At 39.8% G+C, this 24,410-nt stretch carries 12 protein-coding genes; 6 read left to right on the forward strand and 6 right to left on the reverse strand.

What is annotated here, in order from left to right; genetic code table 11:
• The first annotated feature begins 675 nt into the window (after positions 1 to 675).
• A complete protein-coding gene (locus RAO94_03695; protein ID MDP8321437.1) occupies positions 676 to 2,460 on the forward strand; it encodes a DUF255 domain-containing protein in 1,785 nt (594 codons plus the stop codon).
• A gap of 408 nt (positions 2,461 to 2,868) precedes the next feature.
• Here RAO94_03695 and RAO94_03700 read toward each other — a convergent pair whose 3' ends face one another.
• From RAO94_03700 to RAO94_03710, 3 genes are all read right to left on the reverse strand, one after another.
• A complete protein-coding gene (locus RAO94_03700) occupies positions 2,869 to 4,986 on the reverse strand; it encodes a T9SS type A sorting domain-containing protein (protein ID MDP8321438.1) in 2,118 nt (705 codons plus the stop codon).
• Between the two features lie 471 nt (positions 4,987 to 5,457).
• Positions 5,458 to 6,168, reverse strand: coding sequence for an ABC transporter permease subunit (locus RAO94_03705; GenBank protein MDP8321439.1), 711 nt, complete (start codon positions 6,166 to 6,168; stop codon positions 5,458 to 5,460).
• Complete coding sequence (locus tag RAO94_03710; GenBank protein ID MDP8321440.1) at positions 6,140 to 7,042, reverse strand: ABC transporter substrate-binding protein; 903 nt, start codon at positions 7,040 to 7,042, stop codon at positions 6,140 to 6,142. Before RAO94_03710 ends, RAO94_03705 begins: the two co-directional genes overlap by 29 nt.
• Positions 7,043 to 7,448: 406 nt before the next feature.
• On the opposite strand from RAO94_03710, the gene surE reads away from it, so the two are divergent.
• From surE to RAO94_03735, 5 genes are read left to right on the forward strand one after another with little or no spacing between them, the layout of a single operon-like run.
• Positions 7,449 to 8,198 (forward strand): 5'/3'-nucleotidase SurE, encoded by a 750-nt coding sequence (gene surE, locus RAO94_03715; protein MDP8321441.1) that lies wholly within the window; start codon positions 7,449 to 7,451, stop codon positions 8,196 to 8,198.
• Between the two features lie 20 nt (positions 8,199 to 8,218).
• The gene (locus RAO94_03720) at positions 8,219 to 9,175 is read left to right on the forward strand and encodes a DUF368 domain-containing protein (protein MDP8321442.1); all 957 of its coding nucleotides are present in this window, start codon (positions 8,219 to 8,221) and stop codon (positions 9,173 to 9,175) included.
• Positions 9,176 to 9,213: 38 nt separating this feature from the next.
• Positions 9,214 to 10,134 carry a hypothetical protein gene (locus RAO94_03725; protein MDP8321443.1) on the forward strand — a complete coding sequence of 307 codons (921 nt, stop codon included), beginning with the start codon at positions 9,214 to 9,216 and terminating at the stop codon, positions 10,132 to 10,134.
• Complete coding sequence (locus RAO94_03730; protein ID MDP8321444.1) at positions 10,134 to 11,591, forward strand: NFACT RNA binding domain-containing protein; 1,458 nt, start codon at positions 10,134 to 10,136, stop codon at positions 11,589 to 11,591. The genes RAO94_03725 and RAO94_03730 overlap by 1 nt, the downstream gene beginning before the upstream one ends.
• Positions 11,579 to 12,469 (forward strand): radical SAM protein, encoded by an 891-nt coding sequence (locus RAO94_03735; protein MDP8321445.1) that lies wholly within the window; start codon positions 11,579 to 11,581, stop codon positions 12,467 to 12,469. Before RAO94_03730 ends, RAO94_03735 begins: the two co-directional genes overlap by 13 nt.
• A 3-nt stretch (positions 12,470 to 12,472) precedes the next feature.
• On the opposite strand, the gene RAO94_03740 is transcribed toward RAO94_03735, so the two are convergent.
• Genes RAO94_03740 through RAO94_03750 form a run of 3 tightly spaced genes read right to left on the reverse strand, consistent with a single transcriptional unit; the run spans position 12,473 to position 24,393 of the window.
• Positions 12,473 to 13,414 carry a hypothetical protein gene (locus RAO94_03740; protein ID MDP8321446.1) on the reverse strand — a complete coding sequence of 314 codons (942 nt, stop codon included), beginning with the start codon at positions 13,412 to 13,414 and terminating at the stop codon, positions 12,473 to 12,475.
• Between the two features lie 9 nt (positions 13,415 to 13,423).
• A complete protein-coding gene (locus tag RAO94_03745; GenBank protein ID MDP8321447.1) occupies positions 13,424 to 22,861 on the reverse strand; it encodes a carboxypeptidase regulatory-like domain-containing protein in 9,438 nt (3,145 codons plus the stop codon).
• Positions 22,858 to 24,393 carry a hypothetical protein gene (locus RAO94_03750; protein ID MDP8321448.1) on the reverse strand — a complete coding sequence of 512 codons (1,536 nt, stop codon included), beginning with the start codon at positions 24,391 to 24,393 and terminating at the stop codon, positions 22,858 to 22,860. Before RAO94_03750 ends, RAO94_03745 begins: the two co-directional genes overlap by 4 nt.
• Between the last annotated feature and the right edge of the window lie 17 nt (positions 24,394 to 24,410).

Here is a 24,410-nt window from a genome sequence, read left to right on the forward strand (position 1 = left end):
CCCTTGGCAAGAAACACTGAAAATCAAAACTGATCACGTTATAATAGATGAAGTTCGTTAATATTAATAGCAGAAATAATAATAACATCTTCCCCATTTGTTCCTCCAATACCATTTAATGCTGATGTAATTGCCAATTGCATTATCATTCTTTTCACAACTAACACAGTTGTCATATTATAGTAAACAAATAATACATACTGTAAACGGTTTTATGCCCCTCTGCCTGATTTAAGTTAATTTTACATCACAATTTCACAATTATATTAATTACAGCTTACGTTAACATCTTTTACAATAGTATTGCATGCATAATTTGTTCCACAAATAGGCAACCATTTTTTCACCCGCTAAACCTTGCTAATGTACATATCTTCGCAAGGTCTCAGCAAAATCAATTTCAGTATATATCCTCATCAATCAGAATATGTGCACTTTTGAGCAGCAATGATTAAAAACCTACAATGATATCAATTACTGCATTGAACAGTTTCGTTGAGATAGAAATTAGTTCTTCAGTATGATCACATGCTTATTGCCTCTTTTCTGAATACTTTTTCTTCATCCGATTGATGCCAGATCCCTTCCCGGCTCAATCCTTTGCGGAATAACTCAATTATATGGGTTAATGCCATTTCACGTTATCTTGTGTATAAAAGATAAGGAAGTGATATAATGATAGATATAGAAAGAAACAATCTGGGGGCTTCGACATCACCTTATTTAAGGCAGCATGCAGATAATCCGGTGCACTGGCAGGAATGGACTCCGAAAGTGCTGGAATATGCCAGAGAACACAATAAACCGCTTCTGGTTTCTGTAGGATACGCTACTTGTCACTGGTGTCATGTTATGGCTCAGGAAGCTTTTTCTGATGACCAGATAGCCAGTTATCTCAATTCTAATTTCGTTAATATCAAGGTAGATCGTGAACAGCGACCGGATATAGACAACTATTTGATGTCTTATATCCAGGCAACTGGCGGTCACGGTGGCTGGCCCCTGAATGCCTTTTTAACACCTGAGCAAAAGCCGTTCTTTGCTGCAACATATCTACCTGTTAAAGCAAAATTTAATCTGCCGCCTCTTCTTACTATTTTGCAGAGACTGATAGGGCATTTCAAGGAACATGGTAAGGATATTCCCGACTATTATCCTCAAGCTTTTCAGCAGCAGGCAAGCAGCGAAAAAGAGATCATCGCTAACTTGAAGCGGCATCTAAGCCATTCCCAGGGAGCTCAGTTTCCTGCCCATAGCAGTCTGCTTTTTCTGCTTAGTTACTTTGAAACATATCCTGATATAGAGCTTAAAAAACTGCTGCAAATCTGGCTTGATAATATGGCCCAAAAGGGGCTGCACGATCATTTGCAAGGTGGTTTTTACCGCTACTGCGTAGATGACAAATGGACAATTCCGCACTTTGAAAAGATGCTTTATGATCAGGCTATGCACCTCTGGGTATATAGTCTTGCCTATAAAGTACTTAAAATAGAAAATTATAAGACAATCGCTAAAAAAATAGTGAACTGCCTGGAACAAAGTTTTGAAGGTGATGGACTATACTATTCTGCTCATGATGCAGATACCGACCATCAGGAAGGGATGACTTATCTGTGGACAAATGACGAACTGAAAACGGTATTAACTCAAGAAGAACTAGCAGACTTTTCCCGGATATATGAATTGCAGGAAAATTTCGAGGGCAAAATCCACCTGCTGAAAAAGCAAAACAACTTCCTGTCTGAAATAGAAAATAAGCTTTTGCAGGTCAGAAAGAAACGCCAGCAGCCCTTTTTGGATAATAAACTACTGACCAGCTGGAATGCTTTGACAGGAATAGCATTGCTGCAGGCAGGTCGCTGGCTGGGTGAAGAGAAGCTAATTCTGAAAGCAGCAACACTATTTGAACATTTGCTTGCCAGACACTATAAAAAAGGTAAACTCTTTCACAGCTCTAATGAAGGGATTTTGCAAAAGAATGAATTTCTGGAGGACCATGCAGCTGTTTTACTGCTTGCGACTTATCTGCAGGAAGAAACGGGTAATTACCGGGAGCAGATTATCAAGCTCAGAGACAGCCTGAAAGGGTTTAATCAGGATGGATGGAAAAGCAATCGCAGCGAAGATTTTATTACCATACCCGCGGACAGTTTTGATCATCCATCACCTTCGAGTGTGTCAATGGCAGAAGCAGCTTTATTGCGTACTGCTCTACTTTTAGAAGAGGATTATACCCCCAGGGAATATCGACAGCCTTTTATCAATGATTTTCATAATCTGATGGCATTCGTTTCCCAGGACAACTGGCATATCATCCATTCTCCCATCAAAATTGACTCGCAGAAATTACCGGCTAATTCCCTGATCATTAAAAGCTCTCATTTTCAGGACTGCTTTCAGGGTACGTGCAGAGAATTTTCCAGCCTGGAAGATTTTTTAACCGCTAAAAGCGCTAAATGACGCGAAAAAGAAATGTAAAATGTGAATATAGACTGCGGAATTCTTGTTGTAACCAGGGCATCCCTGCGCTGGGTGGGGGAAGAATTGGATGTTAAGATTTTTTTACCACAGAGGCACAGAGATCACAGAGAACGCAAAGGGAAGAGAATAATTGAAAATGTAAAATGTAATCAGAGCAGGAGAACGAGGGGGTGAAGAGGAGAAGAGGCGAAAATGCTAAGGTTAGAAGGTTAGAAGAAAATTTAGCTGGTATTTCATTAAATTGTTCGCGTTTGTTTGGTTTGTTCGCGGCTTAATGATCTTACATTACATTTTTTCGCGTTATTTAGCGGCTTTCGTGGTTGATGAATTTTGTATTATTAAAAAAGCCCCGGAAACCGGGGCTTTATTTTATTTATAATGCAAGACCTATTTGAGTAAGATCATTTTGCCGGTAGCAGATTCCTGATCAGTAATAATGCGATAGAAATATACTCCGGATGGAGCATCTTCCGCATTCCAGACCAGATCATGCTGTCCCGAATCGAAATGTTCATCGGCAATAGTTTCTACTTTCTGTCCCTTGATATTATAAACATCAATTCTTACATTAGAAGATTGATCAAGATTGAAAGCAATTTTTGTCTCAGGATTGAAGGGATTAGGATAATTCCTTGCTGAGAGATTATTAGAGACTATTTCGGCATTACCATTATCAGAATAGGTGATCCTGATGGAAGCATACTCGAAAGTAGAACCATTATTAAGACCCTGAGTCTGACTGTGGAATGAGCCATAATCATTATCATCAAGGAAGAATAAGTGCAATATCATATCTCCATTATCAGCTTCTTCGATCTTATCTCCAGGATATACAAAGCAGGGGATCATGCCATCAAGTTCTGTTACATAATTGTCACTTTCAGAATTTGCATTCATAAAGATGGGATCGCTCCAGTTCATTCCCCAATCTTCTGAAACGCAGATGGCAATTTCAGGTTTGGCAACCCAGGATTCAAATCCTGCAGTTCCTTCATTTGCTTCCTTGGCATTCAAACCATCTACCCAAACATAAGCCATCCAGCCATTTTCAGGATTGCTGGTCAAATAATATTGATTATAATAGAATCCGCTATCTTCATCAAAATGGAAGATCGGCCAGTCCATTGCCCACATAGGGCTTCTATCATCATAAGTCTCATCATATTCACCATCTTCATCCAGATCCCAGGGCTTCATCGGTATTCCATCATTGGGATTGGCTCCCGCTGGATATACATCAGTAAAGCTGAATTCATGAGTATTAAGATCAAATCTGAAGACTTTGGGATAAATTTGATACCAGAGAGGACGATACATACTAAGTTGGGTAGCATCAATATCAAAAAGAATACCTAATGAACCACCCCAGGAAACAGAATTACCTTCTTCTGAAGGATATAGATTAAATCTTCCAGAATTGATAAATGTCTGATATACTGCCGGATATGGTTCTGTGGGAGAAGTAGCTAAATCGGAATACAGGTAGTGGAGATCCCCAGAAACTGAATCTATCCAGGTAGGATTATCCTCTTCTATCTGCATCTCCTCATAATATTCCACAAATTCACCTTCGCCATAATTCTCATTTACAAAGCAAAACATATCATCAGGATCATAATCTACATTAGATAAACGGTATCCGGCAAATATGACCTTGTTATCGATTACTGTCCAGGATTTGAAAGCTCGATACCACATGGGTTCTTCAGCATTCCAATTGTCAAATGTTGTAATTGAGCGATAAGTCCAATCCAGATCGCTCTGCATGGATAGATCATCAGCATCAAAATCTGCATAACAGATAATTGGATTTTCTGATGGTAATGTCTCAGTTCCATCAGATGGATTAGCATTTGTAGCTACAGCATAAATCCTCTGCTTACCAGCTACAGGTGATGGTCCAATCTGTAATTCAGGCCAGATAAATTCATCATCATCAGTGGGATCAGGGAAAGGCGGATCATCTGAATCTATCACTGTGATCACTGGATCTTTCCATAATCCATGACCCTGAATAATATGATAAAGATCATAAGTAACAAAGCAATCCATTGTTTCCGGGGTTGAAGGCATTGCTGCATGCCAGGTGGCAAACACATCTCCAGTCTGCTGATCCACTTCCGCATCGCAGTAATAGCCAACTTCGCCAAGTCCTGCTGATGCCAGCACATTTCCATTGGCATCAATATAGGTGTAATTTACTTCGCTATTTCCTGCCTGATCTTTCACACGGTAAACAATATAAATTCCGCCACCGTGTTCATCAGGCTGCAAAGCAATTGGTAAGGCACTATATGCCTGGAAATAATCAGCGTAATTTGTCAGTAGGGGTTGTGGGGGAATATCCCATTCCCAATCTGGAGCGTCTCGGGTTACGGGTGGAGTATTTGCTACGGCATTAACTGAAAAGTCAGGTGTCCCATCTTTGGTTTTGATGGGCATTCTTTCAGCAAAGGCGCTTAGGGCAAATACCAATAAAATGCAGATTATGAAGAATTTCTTCATTTTTCCTCCTAAGGTTTTTTATATACACACAAGTACCGGACAAGCTATTCCCCCGAATATTTATCACCCCTCCGGTACCTGTATTCTTACCTTTTTATGAGCTGCTGTTCTAACAGTTTATAAAGATCTTTCCTATTTTCTTCTTCTAATTAATAATATCGATATTTATTTCTGTTTGTCAAGCTTAAATTTATTTTTCCTGTAATATTCACCATGAGACTGTTCAATTATCACCAGCCAAAACCTTGCGAATGGTGCTTGCACCTCCGCAATGGCTGATCAGAGGATATAATTTATTAAACCTATACCATTATGCCATTTAGCGTTGTTTATATTTCGTTAAAATCGGCCAACCATTGCGGAGGTCTATCGACCATTCGCAAGGTTTTTGAAAGGTTAATTTCATTATTATGTCCTATTGATTTTATTTTATCCGTGATAATCCGCGTCATCCGTAAGATCAGTGTTCAATTATCTCCCCTGGATATTCCTCACCCAGCACAGCAGCAGATGATCGATTATAATCCCGGCAGCTCCCATCAACAATAGATAAAACACCATATTCTCATACTGCAGCAAATACCTGAAATCCAGCAGCCGAAAACCCAGACCTTGTTTAACACCGAGCATTTCTACTGCGATCACGGTTGTCCAGCCTAAACCCCAAAGTATCCTAAACAAATTTATAAACTCTACTCTCAGTAACGGAATTTCCACTAAACTAAAAACCTGCCAACCAGTTGCCCCACACATCTCTGCTTCTTCACGATATTCTGTTTGCACCTGCTCATAAAGCTCCGTGGTCATGATAACTGCCGGGAAAAATAAAGCAGTGAACATTATTGCCGCAGCAGGGGTTTCTCCTAACCCAAACCAGATAATTGCTACAGGCAGCCAGGCATATGGTGAAATATGTCTGATAAAATTTAAAGCTGGTAAAGCAATGATCTTAAGCCATGAAAAAGAATATAGCAGCTTACCAATAATAATAGCTACAATCCAGGCAAATATTGCCGTAAGAGTTACCCTTAAAAAGGAATATACAAAATCCGATGACATTTCATGCCAGTTGATCTTAAGCTGAAATATATCATGCACTGAAATCTCCAGGCTGAATAATAATCCAGCCACGATCAACAGCAAAAAAAGCAGACTAAGGCTGAATCTGATGATATACTTCATCTACAAAAGTCTTCCTTGCCAGATAACCTTTTAATAGCATAAGTTCTGCTGCCTCTACCTCAAAATCTTTTCCTGATGCTTCCAGACCCATCATATATTGCGTGTGAGCAAGCGACTGACTGACGATTTGCTCTGATAAACCAAAGCGTTGTTGAGCAATGCGAAACGTATTTTGAGGATTATCCTTCATCAAAGCAATAGTATCATCCAGCAGCTTCACAAATGCCCTCACCTGAGCAGCTTTAGATTTCAATGCCTTGTCTGAAGCCACCAGATCACAGCAAGGATGGGCTGGAAATGTGTTACTATACCAGTCAACTATCTGAAACCTGTCTGCCAGATTAAATATAGAAGGTACATAATAGCTGATAGCATCCACTTCCCCACTTTGTAAAGCAGCAGCCATGTCCATTGGTGTCCTGAATGGCACCATCTCAGGCATTGATAATCCCTGCCTCTCAAAAACCATTTCCGGAATGATCTCCAAAGTTGAATTTTTCAATATTCCCATTTTTGCCTCAGCCAGATCCTGTAATTTTGCAAATTTCTTAGCAGCTATGATCCCATCACTTTCCCGCTCCAGGAATGAGATGATCTTCACTTTTTTATCTTGAGAAACATCCATCCAGGCATAAGTGAATGGCATAATTGCTAGATCTATCCTGCCGGCAACCAGCGCTTCATTAGTCTCCCAACCAGAATGAAAATACTCAAACTGGTAATTTTTTTGCTCTCCAGAAATATTATCAAGAGCATATTGCACTGGAAGATGATTCATGGAAGGCTTTATCAAACCTATCACAAGTTTATCTGTCTGCTGAGTTCCGCAAGCAGTAAGGATCAAACAGCAGATAATGATCATAAAATATTTCATTAGACCTCCTTGATATAAAAAAACAGCCACCTTGACCTTTACAGTCAGGGTGGCTGAACCTATTTCTTAACTGATTACTTTTTTCTTCTGCATCCAAAACTTTCATTCCCGGTTTTTGTGTCAAGTATACTACTCTCACCAATCTGGAAGCATTAAAGTACCATCCCTGAGAAACAACTCAACCCGGCATAACATAAAAATGTCATGCCGGGTTGAGTTGTTTCTCCTGGGGTTTACTGTATTGGCGGTGAAGAACATAAATAGCTTTTTTTATTGGAGTTATTGGGCTTATTTAACCTATTAGCAGTGTAAAAGGATATTGCTGATAAATTAATATTTGACTTTAAGGCAGTGCTGATAAAAAAGTAATTATTAGAAAAAAGATTAATGTAAGAGGAAATAAATTATGAGAATATTACTGACAAATGACGATGGGATAGAAGCAGCGGGGATAAATATTCTGGGCAGGCATCTGGAAGAGGCAGGTCATCAAATCACCTATTGCGCTCCGAAAACCCAGCAGAGTGCTGCTTCTCATTCCATCACTCTACATGCACCAATACGCTTATATAAAAGTAGTGAGAACAGGTTTTCTGTATCAGGAAAACCAACTGACAGTGTACTTATCGCTTATCATATTTTTGGTGCAGATGCTTTTGATCTGGTGATTTCCGGGATCAATCAGGGACAGAATATGGCAGAGGACATATTATATTCAGGCACAGTAGCAGCAGCGATTGAAGCCTGTTTTCTGGGATATAAATCTATAGCAATATCTGTAACCAGCTTCACAGACGTGCATTATGATACGGCAGCAGCGTATCTTTGCCGTCTATTAAAAGCGGGACTTGCTGATGAGATCAAAGAAAAAGAGGTGCTTAATATCAATGTGCCTAATGTGGATATTGAAGAGATCAAGGGCGTGAAGATAACCCATCCCGGTCACAGGCATTATGAGAACTTTGTTACTGAGATCAAGGCACCACAAAATAATAAACTTTATTGGATATCAGGAGAAGTGGTCTGGGCAGAAGATGATGAAGCAGACACAGCAGTAATCCAGGAAAATTATATCTCCATCAGTCCGATTTTTCCGGATTTCAGTAAAAATCAGGCCAAAAAGCGTTATCAGAACTGGCTTAAAACCAATAATTAGTAATATAAGGAATATTAATAGTGAATTATTTGATAGATATGGTGAAGGGTTTAGTAATTGGGGTGGCAAATATTATACCGGGAATCAGTGGCGGAACTTTTGCCTTGATCCTGGGGATTTATGAGCGATTGATAAGTGCAATCGGCAATTTAAATGGTGAATTTGTCAAAGAGCTGTTTTCCCACAGGATATTAAATTCGCTCAAGCGCATAGATTTCTGGTTTCTGGTGCGGATATTCCTGGGAGCTATAATATCAATTGTTCTGCTTTCCAGGGTAATAGAATATTTTCTAGAGCAGCAGCATGATCCCACTTATGCTTTTTTTGTGGGTTTGATAATACCTTCGATTGCCGTACCCTGGAAAATGATGCAACGGAGAAAAATGCCGGAACTAATCTGGTTTATGGTGGGAGCAATATTTCTACTGTTACTTTCAATCGGTTTTGGACATTTAAATGATCAGAAGCTGGAGATCAAGGCTCAGGCAGAGCTATTGACAGCAGTAGACCTTCACAGTGTGTGGCAACTTGTATTTGCTGCGTTCAGTGGAGCTTTGGCAATCAGTGCCATGATCCTGCCGGGGATCAGCGGATCATTTGTGATGCTGCTTCTGGGGCAATATAAAAATATGGTGACTGCGATCAATAATCGTGATCTGATCTTTATTGCTGCCCTGGGGATAGGAATGGTGATCGGGATCATCATGTTTACCAGATTATTGAATATGCTGCTGAAGAAATTTCATTCGCAGACCATAGCCTTTTTAATCGGACTGATGATCGCCAGTTTATATACATTGTGGCCCTTTAAGAAAGTGATAGAACAGGGCGGAGAATTATATCACACCTCGGTGAATATATTACCTCAGTCGGGAGCAAATCTGTGGATATCGCTGTTATCATTTGCAGTAGGATTTTTTATTGTATGGATATTCCTGAAACAGGAAAGAAGGTTAATAGTGAGAAGTGAGACGTAGAAATGCGAAGAATAATAAAGGGAAACAGGAGTAGAAAAATGCGAAGAGTTACCCTGATCATAGCCTTAATGCTAGTTTTAAGCAGTTGCACACGTAAGGTGAATGAAGTTGTGGAGAAATATGAAAATGGTAACTGGAAAAAGGTGATCGTTTATCAGGAGAAAGGCGATGAACGAAAGAGGGTCAAGTCAATTGAGTATTATGAAAATGGCAAAGTGAAGCAGGAAATTGACTTGCGGAAGGTGAAAGATTATTCTGTGAAAAAGGAAACGACACCAGAGGAGAATGAAGCAGTCTCTGAACCACTTCCAGAACAGGAGATAGAATATCAGGGACCTTATGCCGACATGATGAATCAGCCGGGAGCAGTAACGCGCAAGCTGGAGGGAGAAGAAAAGGAACGTGTTCTGGAAGCTATGCGTAAACGGAAAGAGGAACAGCAGCAGGGCGAAGAATTCACTGAACTTAATGAAGATGGTGAGGAAGTAACCAAAATCCGTCAGGTTCTGGAGAGCTTTGAAGATGGCTCTGTGAAGCATGAGCAGATATTCGTGAAAGAAGAAGCCGGAGGAGAACTGGAGAAGGATATCGAATATTATGCTAATGGACAAATCCGCACTTATGTACCTTATGTGGCTGGCATAGCAAATGGGAAGTGGTTAAATTATTATCGTAATGGACAGCTTAAGACCGAGGGATATTCACGTGATGGTGATCATAATGGTGAATATACGCAGTATTATGAGAACGGTAACCCGATGATGAAGGGACAATTTATAGCTGGTAAAATGGATGGTTTGTGGGAAAATTACTGGGAAAATGGTAATAAGAAGATGCAGACGACCTTTAAAGATGACAAAGAGATAGGACCTATGCAGCGTTATGATGAGAATGGAGAACCAATTAAACGTCAATCACCCTTTAAGGTTGGAGAAAAACTCGATTTAGATGGAAATTAATGCAATATAAATATCTTGCCCAATTTGCCCGAGAAGAGATCAATCCCGGGCTTTTTTACAGGTCAGTTAAGCGCTGGCGTGATCAATATGCAATTATCTTTAATGATGGAAAATATCTGCAGGTAAGCCTGATGCAGCAGGATCCGCTGTGTTTTTTTACTGATAAAGATATCATTGAATGGGGGCCTGCACCAGAGCTGGCGATGATGGATCAGCATTTGAACCGGGCAAAACTTGATAGAATTTCCATTTCAGATACAGATCGCATCATAATTCTGCAGTTCAGTAAACCAGATCCATTTCAGGGACGGCAGCAATTCACCCTGATCCTGGAACTGATACCGCAATTTGGCAATATTATCCTTACTCGCAATGAAAATGATAAGCAGGTTATTATTGATTGTGCCAAAAAGATCAGTCTGGCAGAAAACCGTCAACGTCAGATATTACCGGTAGTTGAATATGAAACACCCCCGGCAGGATTTGTGAATGATAAATCTGAGATAAGCTTTCCCCTGGACTTTGCTGAAAATATGAAGGTGGTCGAGGAAGCTGAGGCTGGTTTTCAAAATATAAATGACCTTCTGGAAGCTTTATATTATGAAGGATGGCTGCAAAAACTCAGTGATCAAAATCTGAAAAGCCAGCGAAAAAGCTTAAATAATAAGAAAAAGAAAAAAACAGCAAAACTAATAAAACTAAAAGCTGAGCTGGATGACGCTGAAAAACAGAATAAATGGCTGCAAATGGGTGAATTATTAAAAGCAAATATACAGCAGGTAAAACCTGGAAGTGATCACATCTCTCTTATAAATTATTATGATCCGGCAATGGCAAAAATCACTATTGACCTTCAGCCGGAAAAATCAATCCAGTGGAATATCAATCATTATTTCAAGAAATATCGCAAGGCGAAAACAGGAAAGCTAATGATCGCCAGGCAGATAAAACTAACAGAAGAAGAGATATCTGAGTTTGATAATGCTCTGGAAAAGCTGGATGAGATCAATCTGCTCTTACCCGGTGAAAAGCTTCAGCATGTGAGTGGGAAAAATCCTGTAAGTGCAAATATTACCCGATTGGTAATTGATGATAACTGGGTATTTCTGATCGGAAAAAACAGTACTGAAAATGATCTGATCACAACTAGAATTGCTCAATCCCAGGATTGGTGGTTTCATACTCGTATTTATAAAGGTACTCACGTAGTATTGCGTAATCTGAAAAAGCAGGAACTGCCAGAGCATCTTCTAAGACTTGGCTGCAGACTGGCAGCATATTTCAGTAAAGCAGGGAAATCTACTAATGTTCCCGTGGATTATACTCAAATCCGTCATGTACGCAAACCTCGCGGCAGTGCTCCAGGCTATGTGATCTATACGAATCAAAAAACCTTATATGTTGATCCTTTGAGTCTTAGAGATGCCCGTCAGGAAATAGCTGAATGGCGGAAATAGATCAACTGCTCAATTGCCGGATGTGCCCACGTAATTGTGGAATCAACCGCTATCAGGAAATTGGTTATTGCCGTTCCGGTGCCCTGCTCAAGATCAATACCTGGCAAAAACATTTTGGTGAAGAACCTTATATATCAGGCATGAATGGCAGCGGGACAATCTTCTTTTCCAGCTGTAATCTATCCTGTGTATTTTGCCAGAATTACCAGATCAGTCAACTCAATCATGGTAAAGAATATACTATAGCTCAAACGGCAGAGATCATGCTGGAACTTCAATCTTCTGGAGTTCATAATATCAATCTGGTTACTCCCAGTCATTTCAGTATTCAATTAATAGAAGTTTTGCAGCTTGCCAGAAAAAAGGGTTTGTCGATTCCAGTGGTCTGGAATACTAATTCCTATGAGAAAGTAGAGATATTAAGGGAATTAGGGGGACTGGTGGACATTTATCTGGCAGATTTCAAGTATGCATCCAATGCAGCGGCAGAGAAATTATCTCAAGCAAAGGATTATTTCAGTATTGCCACAAAGGCGATCAGGGAAATGTATCGTCAGACAGGTCATATTATGCTGGATGAAGATAATATAGCCATAAAGGGTCTGGCAATTCGGATGCTGGTTTTACCTGAAGATGCGAATGGCACTGAGGAACTCTTGAAATGGCTGGCTGATAATATAGGAAATGATGTATTGCTGAGCCTGATGTCACAATATTATCCTGCCTGGCAGGCAGATAAATATCCCGAAACTGCTCGCAGTCTGTCTTGTTCAGAATATGAACTGGCTATGGAGCTGGCAGAAAAATATGGTTTTGAAAATTGTTTGGTTCAGGAACTGGATCCATCGGTTGACTGGACTCCAGATTTCAATCAATGATCATTAAATTGACATCTTAAGCCCGAATATAAGATTATTATATCCCTGCCATTGAGTAAATATCCTATAGGCAATATCAAGCTGAAACTCTTTTGAAGCGATCTTAAAGGCAATGCCACAACCCAGATTATAATGCTGTGTATCCAGAGAATAAAGCTTTGTTGCCATACCAGTTCGTAATTTGAGAATGTTATTGATAAGGGCAATTTCCAGACCCGTTCTGAGATAATTTTCCCTGTCACTGTAAAGAGATAGATCATAATCAAGAGCAAATTGTACTTTGGGAATTTGATAGCAATAACCCAGCACCAGTGAGACCGGTCTGGACTCATTATATTTTCCTTCTGCTGTTCCCACTTCATTCTGGCTGTCATAGAATATTGTGTTCACAAGATTTCTATTAAATATCCCCAATCTCTGCTGAGCATTGATCTCGTATTGAAGCCCCCAGTCAATTGCAAATCCATATGAAGAACCTTGCACCTGATGATTAAATCCATTCTCATCATACCAGGCTCCATTTGTGTTATTTCCATAACTGCTGCCAAGCAGCTTAAGATTTATTCCCAGATCAAATTTACTTAGAATTCTGCTGTAACTGAGGATCATTTCATATTCGCTCAAAGCTTCATCTCCGGAAAAATCCATTGCCAGAGATAGAACCTGCCCCGGCTGCTGCCGCCAGCTTACTCCAGCGTAATTATAATTGATCAGGTCAAGATAGGTGGAATTACTAACCTGAAAATAGTATTGTTCAGTTTGACCAGCCAAAGCCGCTGGATTGGCGATAATAGCGGCAGGAGATGTACCCTGTACGGCAACTGACGCCCCTCCCATTGCTATAATGCGGGGATCAAAATCATAATAAGCAGCATCAATACCACTCAGATCACTTGCTATTAGAAATAATGGAAAAAGTATTAATATTAAAATCAGGATTCTCATCTCTATTCCTTATTTTATCAATACGATGCTTTTCAGCAATTCACGTCTTTTACTGCTGTCTTCAGCAATCAGATGGATCAGATACCTGCCGTTTCTTGCCATCCTGCCACCATCCGTATATCCATCCCAGTAAAGGGTATTCACTTCTCCAGCATCATGCTGGCCCTTGAGCATTGGCTCGTTACGAGCGATTTCACGCACCAGTTCTCCTGTCATATTATACACTCTAGCAGTGATATTAATGTAACGACTGCGAGGTGTAGAAAGTCGGAACTGGATTTGTAGACCCATATTATTGCCAATCACATCATTTGGTGTGAAGGGATTGGGTAGTAATTGGAGATCATAAATCCCGAGTTCATCAGAGCTTTTTAAGGCACAATAATCCTCAGCGAGCAGGTCTATATGCACAAGTGATGACCGTGAATCATTGATTATATCCCATCTGAGTTTTTGAGAATTCCAGCGCGCAATAACCGAGCTATCATCCGCTTCAAACTGCAAGCCCGGCAGAAATTCAAATGCTGATTCAGCCAAATCAGAATTGGGTTCAAATACACTGCTTACGGTTTCATATTCCACTCCCGTTTCTTCAAATGGGGGTACAGATTTTGAAAGCAGATACACTTTAGCCTGATTTTGAGGATTTTTGAGCATATTATCATAAAGCAGCAATTCGCAACCTTCTCCGGTAGTTAATGACCCCTGACTAGTGGAAGAATTGATCACATCATACACGACCAAAGGAAATTCCTGATCATACTCAATTCCTGTTCCCGGATCCTCTACAGATATTCCCAGAATTACCCTTCCCAAGAAACTTTCAGAAGGAATATAAATGATATTATCTTGATCTTTCAATAATTCACCGGCATAGGCTTCCAGAGATTGATAACTCCAGGGAAGATTCAATAATCTACCGGTTTGAGAATAGATATGCACATTATAAAGTGCAGAGGAGCTGTTATTAACTTCTAAAGGTCCAGTTATCTGCAAATTTGCTATCTGATAATTACCTGTTGTGAGATCAGTTTCCAGGTTCAGATGAAATCCCTGATAATCAATCTCTGCTCTGATCTTACTATTTATCTCAAAAACTTCCAGCCAGTATGCTTCAAAGTGTGCCTGTAATGGGGCTGATTCATCATAAATGAGATTTCCCATTTCAGGATTATCAAGAATCCATTCCACTTCTCCTTCAGATTCAATTTCATCATTCATAATATTCCCCAAATCATCTTTGATCAGTAGCGATAGATCTATCTCTGCATTATATGGCAGGATGGGATGTTGAGGAGTGATAGATGAATATTCCAGAGCAGGTATTCCCGCTGAGGATATGGTTATTAATGTGGTTTCTGCCGAATTCGTATAAATAATCCCTGTATTGGAATCAATTGCCCTGAACCAGAATTCTAATTCACCTGCTGCCTGTTGAGCAGGGATTGTCTGATAAAATCTATCGATATCAGAATACATGATCAATTCCCTGAGATTATCATTTACTGACCTGAAGTATAGTACTGATGAACCCTCAAATTCAGGTAATTTATATAAATACACAGGTATCTCAACGTCATATTGATAGCTGGTTGCATAATCAGTATTATCCTGCCACAATGACAGAACATATTCCTGCTGATAAAATCCTAGACTGTCTAAAATGATTGTCTGCTGAACAAGTGATATATGCAATTCACTCAAGTTTGCAGGTGAAGTTATCCTGATACTATACTCACCTGTATGCAGCACACTTCCCGTCGTGCAATAGCCAAATGAATTTGTGCTGAGATTGATTTGAATATCCTCACTGCTGATCCTGACCTGGGTTGCTGGTAAAGGCAGATTCTCATGCTGACGAATATAAAATCCAACTTCACTCAGAATATACTGGAAAATATGCGAATAGTGATAATTTTGAGTTATGTAAATCCAGGGAGTTGTATCTGAAAATAATTCCTCACCATATTCAACTACAATGCTCAGGCGATATTCACCTTCAGGTAAATTACTGAAATTATAATACCCGCTGCTGCCAGTTGTTATCACCAGACTATCACCGCTGCTGCTTTCCAGAAGCAGGAACGCATCAGGCAGCGGAATCTGTTCTTCATCCTGCATATAGATATAACCACTCCAGGTATATCTTTCCGGGATATAAGTGAAAGTAAAATACTCAGTCCAGACCTGAGGAGAATTAATCTGGATATTCTCTCTCCTCTCAACAAAGATTGTCTCATTATATTCTGCTGTCACCTCCAGACTAAATGTCTCTGGAATAATCAAATCCTCAAAACACCAGGTACTATCAGGACTAATTAACTGTAAAAGACTATCAATTCCAGAATCTGATTGCAATCTTATTTCACAACTTTCTGGTGATTGCCAGTCTTCATCCCAAATACGCACTGAACCACAAATATCTGCATAATATATTATAGGCTGCAGGTAGAAATTCTGCTGATAGAACAAATCTTCCCAGTTAAGTTCGATTATTACCGGTTGAGATGAATAGTAACCCTCACAGTTTACAGAAACCTGCCAAAATCCTATTGTATCCACCTGCACTTCATAATATCCGCTGATATCAGTTGTGTCAGTAAATGTCCGCCAATGAGCTAATTTAGATCTTTCTCTTCCCCTGCTGAATATTTCATCAATCCTTTCAATTTCCACTTCTGCACCATATACCGGAATCCCTCCATCGGTGTACACATAACCAAAGATATTCAATTCCTTTGGCAGCATATTAAAATCTGCTGTAGGGGGTTCAGATCCACCATCAGACAATATTATCTCTATTTCATCGATCGGTAAATAAGCGGGATGGGATGCCTGAACATAATAAAGCCCATCAGCAAGTGGACTAAAAAAGAAAGTACCATCAGGTCCTGTAGTAATTTCTTCCAGAATATTATGCAAACTATCTGTAAGTACCACCTCTGCCCCACTTATCCCAATTCTGGTACCTTCTCTTTGTACAATTCCGCTGATGCTGTTCTGTAAAAATGTCATATTTACTGGTGAGAGCACAATATCCTCTCCAGCATCGAGAGTAATTATTCCCGGTAAATTGCTAAATGTATAACCTTCGCAATAATAACTTACCGTGTAACTCCCCGAGGGCAATCCAGTCAATTCATATAATCCATCCTGCTCAGTGATATCCCTCGACCATCTTCCACTATTGAGATTTGTTGCGGTTACACTTACACCAGGTTTAGGTTCTCCCTGATACAGTGTTAAACCGGAAATCGAAGCGGCATCAATCAGCTCAGGGAAAAATCGTTCCGAGCCACCTGCTGGAATATTTACTCCAAAACTTATACTCGTATATTCTTCTCCATATTCTGCCCACACATCACGGTAGCCATTAATATTTGAGAACATATAGTCACCAAACTCATCAGTTTGTGTATCAGAAATTTCCATTGCCTGATCTCGTATCACAACGCGAGCATCAGCAATCTCATTTTCATCCAGAAATACTGTACCACTTAGACTGTTTTGCCACTCGCTTAGAACTATCTCCAGCATCAAGCTGTCCACAGCTACTGAATCAGGATATATATAATCAATAAATCCTGTTTTTGTCACAGAAATTTCATATAGCCATCCAGCTGGTAATGAATCAAGTTGAAATGCTCCACTGGCATAGGTTGTGTCCCTTGCAATAATTTCAATATCATGCCTGGCAGTAACTACTGCATTTTTTAGTCCGGCTTCCTCCCCACTTCTTACTACACCGCTGATTGTCCCGGCTAACTGTTCTATGATGATATTCTCTATAAGTTCATCATTATCATTGATCTGAATATTCTCTGCAAATAATTCATAACCCGGTCTGTAGGCAGAAAGTTCATATTGTCCTTCATATAGTTTATCAAAATTGTAGTAACCATTTCCAATAGTGATATCAGTAAAAGTTGTATCGGCTGAAATCAGATTTATTTCCACACTCCCAAGGGAATTAAATCCATCTGTAACCTGCCCACTTAGATTGGCATTATGCACATCCATTTCCAGAAGGATACCAGTGATATCCTCATTCGTTATAATTAGCTCTACCCAGTAATTATCATATTCCAAAGGATTCATATCTGTTGTGACTATTACCTCTGAATGAGGTATCACCTGATCAAAAGTAAAACTTCCAGTACTATCTGAAGTAGTTGCCATACTGATATCTGAGCCAACTATATCGATTAAAATAGCTGACATCGGTCGATTATCCGTATCTCTCACGTTACCACTCACTATCAGTGGTTGAGTGAATTCCATTTCAAAATCAAGTTGAATTTCTTCCCGATGGCCGAGATATATGCTGTCAATCTCTACTGATGCATATGAAGGCTTCTGAGCCTGAAGTGTATAGATACCTTCATATAAATATCTTATTCGGTAACTGCCATCTGATTGAGAAACTGCCCCACTTGTCTGCCCACCAATTATTTCATTCACATTAATAAGAGCACCTGCTACAGGTTCTCCCGTATCTATATCTGTGATTATACCTGAAATTATACTAATATGAACTGGTATTACCACTTCTCCAAGATCGAGATCACTATTGAATATTTCTGATTGCCAGCTAATATTTTCGTAACCATTTTCAGATGCTATTGTCCAGCAATTATATATACTGAAAGGAGCTAATGGTTCCAGCACAAAACTTCCATCTGCTGAAGACTGGGTTTGGACACCAGTGATCTGACTCTGACAATTTACCTGTATGCCTGGCAATTCATAACCCACCTGGTCGACAAGTATCCCCGTTATCTGGTAATTATGTTCATAAATGATCAGATCAAGATTATATGGCTCAGGTGTGAGATAGATATTCACGATCTCGTATTGAGAATAGCCCTGTTTGAGCACTTCTATCTGATAATACCTGTCCACAGGCATATCCTCAAGTATATAGGCACCATTTGCTGAAGTAAAACAATTTTCTTCATAACCATCATCACTGGTAGCAATTACGTTTGCGCCTACCACAACATTATTCTCCTGATCACGTACAAAACCATAGATAAGCCCATCAACCCGGATCAAATCAAAATTCAGCTCTAATGTATCTCCCGGCACTGGATAGACCAATGTATCACTGCTGGTATAATTCTCAAGATTTACACTCACTTCATAAGGTTGCAGACTTGCCAGATCAGTTATCAAACTCACTCCAGATTCATTAGTTACATCATATACTACTTCACCATTGACCAGGTTTTCAGCTGCAACTGTCACTCCCCCCAATCCTTCACCCTGATATCTAACTATAGATCTTATCGCAGCTTCATAAGGTTCTAATAGCACATCTATATTAGTAGTATAACTTCCAGGTAATAATGTATTTGCTTCAATGTGAGAATAATATCCTTCTCTGGAATATATAATGGATTCATATAGTCCTGGGAGCAGATTTTCGAGACGATAATATCCATAAATATTGCTGTAACCGCTATTCCCCCCCCCATTATTATAATTAGCTGTTATCAATACTTCCGACAGGGGTTCTCCTGTATTCTGTCCGATCACATAACCCTCAAGTATCGCAAAATTCTCCTCAAGATAAAAATCAAGTGAGTCTAATTGTGTTCCCGGCACCAGAGTGATTTCCATACTATCTTCTATATAACCGGGCTTTGCGGCTGTCACCAGATATGTCCCGGCAAAAATGCTTATTAACCAGCTTCCATTCAGGCTGGTTTCAGTACTGTAAACATCATCTCCTTCAGCAGTCACGTTCACACCCTGCAACGATATTCCATTCTGGTTATAAACCCTTCCCGAGATCGTGGAAGGCATTTGTTGAAGCATTATCTCAAGTTCAACCTCTTCTCCAATCTCCAAAATACCGGTTTGTCCTGATCCACTGCTATATCCCGCTTTACTTGCCATAACCAGGTAATCATTGCCGGGTTCTACTGTTACACTGAAATTACCATAATTCCCGCTTATGGAATTATAATAAATATCTCCACTCACCAATTCCAGCAAAGCACCTGATATTCCCAGTCCCTGATTACTGATCACCTGACCATTCACATAAGCTTCTACTGGTGTAAGATTAATATCCACATTCTCCAGTCCTTCTCCGGGTGCTACTGTCACGAAAACTGTATCTGCCGGCATGCACACAAAATTCGTTTTCTCTGCCCATAATTTATAACTCCCATGCAATAAACTGAAACTATATTCTCCATGCTGATCAGAAATTTCCATATTAGTTATTAATACACCATTCTGCTTCTCGGCATATACATTTGCTGCTGCTATATTGATCCCCTCATGATGGATTCTTCCATTAATCACACTCGCATTGGGATAAAGGATAAAATTTATGTTTTCCAAAACTTCATCAGGGGCTAATGAAAGCTGATAGCTCCTGTTGGTAGTATAACCCTCGCGATAGGCAGTCAGTTCATAAGTTCCCGGATACACGATCAGTTCAAATTCTCCATTCTCATCAGTATAAGTTTCATTATCTCCTGCTCTTATCCGCACAGCTTCCAGCCGGTCTCCTTCACTATCTACTCTTCCTCTGATGATTGCATCATTGGGTAATAATACAAAATCAAGATTATCAAGAGTTTCACCGGTGTTTAAGGTTACTTGATAGGTTGTCTGATTTGTATAATGGGTCTTATATGCTCCAATGTAATATGTTCCTGCAACCAGGTTCAGTTGATAATCCCCGTACTCATTTGTAATCGTTTCCACGGCATCACCCATAGCTGGCACAGCGGTTATCGTTACCATTTTAAGTCCCACCAGACCGTTTCTGGCAGTTCCAATTATCATACTCGATGGCTGTAATATCAGATCAATAATATTCGTCATCTGGGGAGAAGCAGTAGAAATAATAACACTTCCTTCATTTATTGGAGTATAACCTGCCTTTTCAGTTAATATTCGATAGCTGCCATAATTTAAACCACTGAACTGGTAATATCCATTTGCATCAGTGATACTTCGCACAAAACTTTCATCCGTTTCTGCTGTTATCAGACATCGCATCAAAGTAAGTCCACTGCTGTTATACACATAACCCTGAACGGATTTAGTGCTTTCTGTCATTTGAATATCTTCTAATTGCAGATTCTCTCCTGCCTCAATAATTACCTCGATATTATTCGTTTCAATCCAGCCATTTTTTTCAGCCCAAATACTCCATTCACCTGATGTTACTGATAATAGATAAGTCCCATTGATGGAAGTTATCTCACGTCTTTCTCCCTCATCACTTTCTGCTTTTATTATCACATTATTTAAATTATATCCTGCCAGACCAGTGACTCTTCCATAAAAACAGGAGGGAGAATATTCCAGAATCACTGTCACATCCGTAAATTCTCCTTCGTTGATTGTGAACACTGTATCAGCCGGCTCATAGCCATCTTTACTCACTTCCAGAATATATTCACCTTCCGGAATTATTTTTGTCTCATTACCACCTGCATTTACTGCCAGTGGAAAATTATCTGATGAACCCTCAATGGGATCTAGTTCTGCAGTAGCAAACGATACTCCACTCCCATAATTATCTCTTACGTGCAGGTTCAGTGTTCCCACTGCAATATCATAGCTGAAATTCTCTGATGCACTCACAGAACTGATCTCTGTGGAACTGGTGGCGTACACCTTCCAATTATAATCTGCTGCTATCAGGATAGAAGATGCATTCATATCTATATCTGTATTTGTGGTTACCTGATCCCATACCAGGTAATTGCCAATATTGCTACCCTCTTGTCGTATCTCAAATACCTGTACCTGGTAATACATTGCCTCTGCTACATCTGACCAGTTAAAATTGATCTCACTGCTGGAGAGCATTGTTCCATTAACGGGTGAAATTAATTCAGGAGACTCTATGGTTTCATCGGAACTGAAATAAAAAGAAAATGGATTACCGGCTACCCTTGAAGTGAATAGGGGATCGTTGTCATAGGTATTTGCCACTATCCAGTTATATTCCTGTCCAGGGATCAAAGGTGGAGCATTATCACTGAAAAATCCTGATGGATCGGGCATACCATACATTATTGACGTATCATAAGTGATCACCTGCCAGACAGTCTCTATTCCCGTTATTATTGTTTCGCCATTTTCATCATGCTCAATTATAAAAGGAGTATCTGATATACCAAGTATATAGTAAGGTACTCCAGGATTAACCTGCCACTGAAATATCGGCAATGGGTCTGAAATTGTTCCTCCATTAGGCGGATAGATCATCTGTGGAGCTGTGGAACTCTCCACTATCAATGGAAACTCTATTGATAAATAATTAAACTCAGGATTATGTAATACCCCACGGTAAACACCAACCCCTAACCCCAGTTCTGCTGGACTGGTCAACAGAATATCTTCTCCCCATATTCCACTTGCATCGTAATTGGAAAGTATCTCTCCACCTGGTGAAGAGCTGGTATATAGCTGATTATATAATCCCGCTGGTCCCCAGATAATCTCTATGGTCTCATCAGATTTATATAATCCAGCTGGTAATTGACTGATCTCAATATAGCTGGAATATCGGGCATAATAGCTCAAATGGGATGGATACCCCTCATATTCCTCACCGCAAGTGAAATAGGCATCATCTCCATAACTCCAGCATATAGCCTCTCCCTGGGGTTCTAGCTCATAATTCACTTGAACACCTGACTCTGAAAACAATTCCTCAACTGACATTCCCGGTTCTATTTCCCAGAAATATACCCTATCATAAGTTTTTAATAATAATTCCAACCCGCTGCTTGAAAGATCACCCCCTGTTATACCATAACCCTGATATAGATCTAAAGACAACTCACTGACCTCTTCCAACAGGTTCACATTGATCAGATCCTGCGGATATTCTGCTTTGAAAATAATATCAGTATCACCACTAAATGGATTAGCAGGATTGCGTTTTGTAACCACATATATGTCATTACTCTGATTATCAATAAACACCGTCTCAGCATCGTAATTCGCCCCGTCAGGATAAACCACAGCAATGACTTCGATATCTTCTGCGGAGATATAATAATCTCCTGGTATTTGCTGAGCATCCACCTCAGGTTCTTTTATCCTGTAGATATATTTTTCCGGATAGATCCCTGAATTATCACCTACATCTGCCAGATAAAGATATGAGTCTCCGGTTAATGGTCCTGACCCGCTGGCAATATCTTCCACATCCCTGAAATCTATACCTTCCAGATAGTATTTCCCCAGATGTTCGCCATATACACTAAGGGCATAGATCGCAGTCTCACCTCCAGAATCATTATGAGTCCACAGCACTTCAGCATCCCAGCCAGATACTGCCAGTCCTGATGCCTCACTGATCTCATCATTCTGCAGCATCCCTCTATCAATCCTGGGACCAAAGGATATCCCATACAAAAGACTTGATATTGTCACAAAAATAAGTATTATCAGCTTCAGCTTCATTGTTTTTTACCTAAATCATAAATCAGATTGAGCTTCATAAAAGGTCCCGGAAATCCAAAAATCAGGCAATCTGCGGTTAAATTACTGCTTATTTGCCAGCTCATCCCAAAATTTCCCGTGATTAGATTCATCAATGTCTCTGGCTCTATCTCTACACCGTTTTCATCCTTGATATTATCCATCACTTCTTCAAGTGAATAATACTGCAAACTCAAAAATATCCCAAATTTATCTGATAATAGATGTGCCAGATTATATTCCAGTTTAGATTTCAGCTTGATTCCATAGGTATAATCCACATCAGTTGAATTTTCATAATCTTCAAAATGATTGCCATTTTTCTCTCTGCCCGTTTCATATACATTACCCTGATACCTGAGTGATAATTCTCCGGGATAGGTGGACATGCTGATCTGATGCTGAGTTCTACCTCTGTCAATCCCCAATCCCAACCTTATTATCCCCGGATAATTAATGATCAAACTTCTGCAGCTATACACAGTTTCATAGGTAAATGTCATCTTACTGGGTTCCAGAAGGAGCTCATCAAATAATTCTTCCTCTGATTCTCCTATCAACGATTCATAATTAACTGCCCCCAGTCCATGAACTATCAATTCACTATTACCTGAAACCTCCTGTTGATATGGCTGTGATAAACCAAGATCAATTATGGTTCTTTCTCCTATTTGATATGATAAACCACCATTAAAGCCAAATAGAGTCTCTTCAAAATCAGATTGCCACGTATTATCAAGCGTATTGCGGAAGTACTGACTGTCTTGTGGATCATTAAATGCCTGATTTATATCAGTATCTCCACCAAATTGCCTGATGTAACCTTCAGTACGCGTGTAACCATCTCCTTCAATCTTCAAATTCAATATATCAATCCCTAAACCAATATTGATCCCATTATTTAGACGATGTACATATCCTGTTCTGATCTGTGACATCTCGATATTCAAACCTATCCGGAAGTCATTTCCTAACACTATTTTGGTTTCTTCATCCTCTCCCATCCCGGCATCAGTACGTAAGGTCATTAAAAAGGAATTTCCTGTAATATTTCCACCCAAAACCAGGGGCTGCCACATTGATATCCCCCAGCAACCACCATAACCGGATTCGATTTTACTGGTTAGTTCCTGAATCCCTCCTGCCTGAGCCAATTGCAAATCCATCTCTGGAAAAACAATCTCCAGACTATCTGATTTCACGCTCGAAACCAGGCTCTCCAATTCTTCATTCAAAGTTGATCTGTAATTTGGATATAATGATCCTGCGTTGATTTTTATCCCTGGTGAAATACTTGTCTTGATTATATTGTCTTCACTCTCCGCAATCAGAGCAGGATTCTCCCGAAATTGCCCGGCATGATTTATTCCGCTATCCCAACCTGAAAACATGTCCAGATAGTAATAGAAATCTGCTTTTACTCCGCCGCATTCAAGCTGACTAAGCTCACTCGCTCCCGCCAGACCATAAAATATTAACAGAATGAATCCAAAAATAATATATCTTTTTAACAAATTGCTCCCTTACCTCG

Source organism: Candidatus Stygibacter australis, from assembly GCA_030765845.1.
GTDB lineage: Bacteria > Cloacimonadota > Cloacimonadia > Cloacimonadales > TCS61 > Stygibacter > Stygibacter australis.

Bases quoted from the DNA above. Each gene is read 5' to 3' on its own strand.
- RAO94_03695 (MDP8321437.1), top strand. From the start codon at position 676: ATGATAGATATAGAAAGAAACAATCTGGGGGCTTCGACATCACCTTAT.
- RAO94_03700 (MDP8321438.1), bottom strand. From the start codon at position 4,986: ATGAAGAAATTCTTCATAATCTGCATTTTATTGGTATTTGCCCTAAGC.
- RAO94_03705 (MDP8321439.1), bottom strand. From the start codon at position 6,168: ATGAAGTATATCATCAGATTCAGCCTTAGTCTGCTTTTTTTGCTGTTG.
- RAO94_03710 (MDP8321440.1), bottom strand. From the start codon at position 7,042: ATGAAATATTTTATGATCATTATCTGCTGTTTGATCCTTACTGCTTGC.
- surE (MDP8321441.1), top strand. From the start codon at position 7,449: ATGAGAATATTACTGACAAATGACGATGGGATAGAAGCAGCGGGGATA.
- RAO94_03725 (MDP8321443.1), top strand. From the start codon at position 9,214: ATGCGAAGAGTTACCCTGATCATAGCCTTAATGCTAGTTTTAAGCAGT.
- RAO94_03730 (MDP8321444.1), top strand. From the start codon at position 10,134: ATGCAATATAAATATCTTGCCCAATTTGCCCGAGAAGAGATCAATCCC.
- RAO94_03735 (MDP8321445.1), top strand. From the start codon at position 11,579: ATGGCGGAAATAGATCAACTGCTCAATTGCCGGATGTGCCCACGTAAT.
- RAO94_03740 (MDP8321446.1), bottom strand. From the start codon at position 13,414: ATGAGAATCCTGATTTTAATATTAATACTTTTTCCATTATTTCTAATA.
- RAO94_03745 (MDP8321447.1), bottom strand. From the start codon at position 22,861: ATGAAGCTGAAGCTGATAATACTTATTTTTGTGACAATATCAAGTCTT.